We start from the raw sequence: 3,495 nt of genomic DNA, 5'->3' as shown, positions 1-3,495 counted from the left end.
GGGAAGGTGTTTGAGGCTATCGAAAAATTCTCGGTAGTGAAAACGCTCCAAGCCATCGAGTCCGCAAATGTGGTGCTGTTATTGCTCGATGCCACCCAGGGGGTAACGGACCAGGATGCCCATATCGCGGGCTATATTCTGGAGAGTGGCCGCGCTGTGGTTCTGGCGGTGAACAAGTGGGATGCCGTGGATGACTACCAACGGCAGCTCTTGGAGCGCTCCATTGAGACGCGGCTAGCGTTTCTGAAGTTTGCTTCGTTGCACTTCATTTCTGCGAAGAAGCGTCAGGGGCTTGGCCCTCTATGGACATCTATTGCCCAGGCCCACCGGGCGGCCACCTGCAAGATGTCCACGCCAGTGCTCACCCGACTGCTGCTGGAGGCAGTTCAGTTCCAAAGCCCCAAGAGGGCGGGGATGTTCCGCCCCAAAATGCGGTATGCGCACCAAGGCGGCATGAATCCGCCCGTGATCGTGATCCATGGTAACTCGCTGGAGCACGTGACTGATGCTTACAAGCGATTCTTGGAAGGGCGCTTCCGCAAGGAGTTTGATCTTGTGGGAACCCCTTTGCGCATTGAGATGAAAACCTCGCACAATCCTTTTGCGGACAAAGACGAGGCTTGACGACAAAGGCTCCTCAGTCGAGGGGCCATGTGTGTTTAAGCCAGAGCGTGCGTCTGGCTGTGGTAAGGTGCTGGTTTACAACAACACTTGAACACGGAGAATATCGTGAGCAATAAAGGSCARCTTYTRCAAGACCCSTTYCTKAACRCMYTGCGTCGSGAGCATGTKCCRGTKTCCATYTATTTGGTSAAYGGKATCAAGCTGCAGGGSCARATCGAGTCTTTCGACCAGTATGTSGTGYTGCTKCGCAAYACGGTGACGCAAATGGTTTACAAACACGCGATTTCTACGATCGTTCCAGGTCGGGCGGTCAATTTCTCCACCTCAGAAACCCCTGATGCTGACAACAGCAACTCTTGAGTTGTTGTCTGGTAACGGGGCTCGCTTTCTGAGCGAGGTAGAGCAGGGAGAGGGTGGTTGGCTTTGAGTTCGGCTTCCGCATCCTCGTCCGCTATGACGCCGGTGTTGCTGGTGGGTGTTGATTTTGGTCTCCCCCACTTCGATGCTGAGTTGGAAGAGTTGGGACTGCTCGCCCAGACGGCGGGTTTACGGCCTGTTGCTCGCATTACGTGCAAGCGGAAAGCGCCGGACGCGGCACTCTTTATTGGCTCTGGCAAAGCGGATGAAATTCGCACCTTGGCCCAGATGCATGGGGCATTGGAGGTGCTGTTTGACCAATCACTCAGCCCCGCGCAGCAGCGTAATCTGGAACGTCATATCGAGCTTCCAGTTAATGACCGTACGCTGCTGATTCTGGAGATCTTTGCGCAACGTGCGCGAAGCCACGAAGGCAAGCTTCAGGTTGAGCTCGCCAAGCTGCAGTATGTGAGTACACGGCTGGTGCGGCGATGGTCTCACCTGGAGCGCCAAACTGGCGGTATCGGTGCCCGGGGCGGTCCGGGTGAAAAGCAGATCGAGCTGGATCGACGGATGATTGGTGACGCTATCAAGCGCACCAGAGAGCGCTTGATCAAGGTCAAGCGTCAGCGCTCCACGCAGCGGCGCCAGCGCGAGAGGCGCGATACCTTCAATATTTCGCTTGTTGGATACACCAACGCGGGTAAGTCCACGCTTTTTAATGCTTTGGTGAAAGCGCGAGCGTATGCAGCGGATCAACTTTTTGCCACGCTAGACACTACAACACGCCAGTTGTATCTGGCAGATGCGGCGCGATCTGTTTCTCTGTCCGATACGGTGGGCTTTATCCGGGATCTCCCGCACGGATTGGTGGATGCCTTTCAGGCTACGCTGCAAGAGGCTGTCGATGCAGATCTGCTGCTTCATGTGGTGGATGCTTCCAACCCGGATTTCCCGGAGCAGATGGCGCAGGTGGAGCGAGTGTTGCTGGAAATTGGTGCCTCGGATATCCCGCAGATACTGGTGTTCAACAAGCTTGACGCATTGCCCGAAGAGCGACGCCCCTCCCTGCTGGTAGACCAATACGAAGTGGGGGGGCAGTCGCTTTCCCGTCTGTTCGTAAGTGCTCGATCTGGAGAAGGTCTTGATGATCTGCGCCGCGCTTTGGCCGACAGGTTGCTGGCTACGCGTGAGGATATGACCCCAGCAGACGCCCTTGAATTGCCGGATGTGTTGCCCTGATTGGGCACAATGCATGATCGAATGACGCCATCAGAGAACCAGAGATTTTGCGCATGAATTTTCATATTCGCACCCTACGCTGGGCTTCATTGCCGGACCGTATTCGGGGCATGTTCAATCTGAACGATCCACGCTGGGGTCGCGGGGATGATAAGTCGGAGGACGGTAACGTGCGCCCTGAGGATCGACCTGCAGCGCCACCCGCAGGTCAGAGGGGTGGGGATCAGCGGCCAAGCAATGGCCAGCAGCCGCCTGATCTCGACGAGCTCTGGCGTGACCTTAATCGCAAGCTTGGCAGTCTGTTCGGGGGAAAGAGTGGTTCTGGCCGTGGCCCGGGAGGAGGGGCTGGCGGTGGCTTTCAACCTGATATGAAAAGCGCCGGTGTGGGTGTTGGCTTGATTGCTGGCATTGCGTTCGTGATCTGGATGGGCACAGGTTTTTTCATAGTACAAGAAGGTCAGCAAGCCGTCATTACGCAATTCGGCAAGTACAAAAGCACCGTGGGTGCAGGTTTTAACTGGCGCTTGCCTTACCCAATTGAGCGTCATGAGCTGGTTTTTGTGACACAAATTCGCTCCGCTGATGTGGGGAGGGACACGGTCATCAAAAGCACGGGCTTGAGAGAGTCCGCGATGCTGACCGAAGACGAAAACATCGTGGAGATCAAGTTTGCCGTTCAGTATCGCCTGAGCGATGCCAGGGCATGGCTTTTCGAAAGCAAGAATCCCTCAGATGCCGTGGTTCAAGCAGCTGAGACCGCCGTTCGCGAGGTGGTGGGCAAGATGCGCATGGACACGGCATTGGCTGAAGAGCGGGATCAGATTGCGCCTCGCGTTCGCGCGCTCATGCAGACCATATTGGACCGTTACAAAGTTGGCGTCGAAGTTGTTGGCATCAATTTGCAACAGGGCGGTGTGCGGCCGCCTGAGCAGGTGCAGTCCTCCTTTGATGATGTCCTCAAAGCTGGACAGGAGCGCGAGCGTGCCAAAAACGAGGCACAGGCTTACGCGAATGATGTGATTCCACGCGCTGTGGGCTCTGCCTCTCGTCTGAACGAGGAGGCTGCTGCGTACAAGGCGAGGATCGTTGCGCAGGCTCAAGGTGACTCGCAACGGTTTGCTTCTATTTTGGCGGAGTACCAGAAGGCTCCGCAGGTAACCCGTGATCGTATGTATCTGGACACGATGCAGCAGATTTATGGCAACGTGACCAAGGTGCTGGTGGAGTCGCGTCAAGGCTCCAATTTGCTGTACCTGCCGCTCGACAAAATTA

General features: G+C 56.0%; 4 protein-coding genes. All 4 read left to right on the top strand.

The window, feature by feature from the left end; genetic code table 11:
• Nucleotides 1-624 (top strand): GTP-binding protein (locus AC04MI_RS24160; protein ID WP_476498921.1); only part of this gene is annotated, 624 nt, incomplete at its 5' end.
• A gap of 105 nt (nucleotides 625-729) precedes the next feature.
• Entirely contained in the window at nucleotides 730-984 is a 255-nt protein-coding gene (gene hfq / locus AC04MI_RS24155; RefSeq protein ID WP_476498920.1) for an RNA chaperone Hfq, read from the top strand.
• Between the two features lie 93 nt (nucleotides 985-1,077).
• Nucleotides 1,078-2,223 (top strand): GTPase HflX, encoded by a 1,146-nt coding sequence (hflX, locus tag AC04MI_RS24150; RefSeq protein WP_192418921.1) that lies wholly within the window; start codon nucleotides 1,078-1,080, stop codon nucleotides 2,221-2,223.
• Between the two features lie 53 nt (nucleotides 2,224-2,276).
• Nucleotides 2,277-3,495: FtsH protease activity modulator HflK (hflK, locus tag AC04MI_RS24145; protein ID WP_476498919.1), on the top strand; the 1,219-nt coding region annotated here is incomplete at its 3' end.

Source organism: Acidovorax sp. LjRoot204, assembly GCF_056175785.1.
Note: the sequence above shows the minus strand (reverse complement) of the source record. Positions and strands in the feature narration are given on the sequence as shown.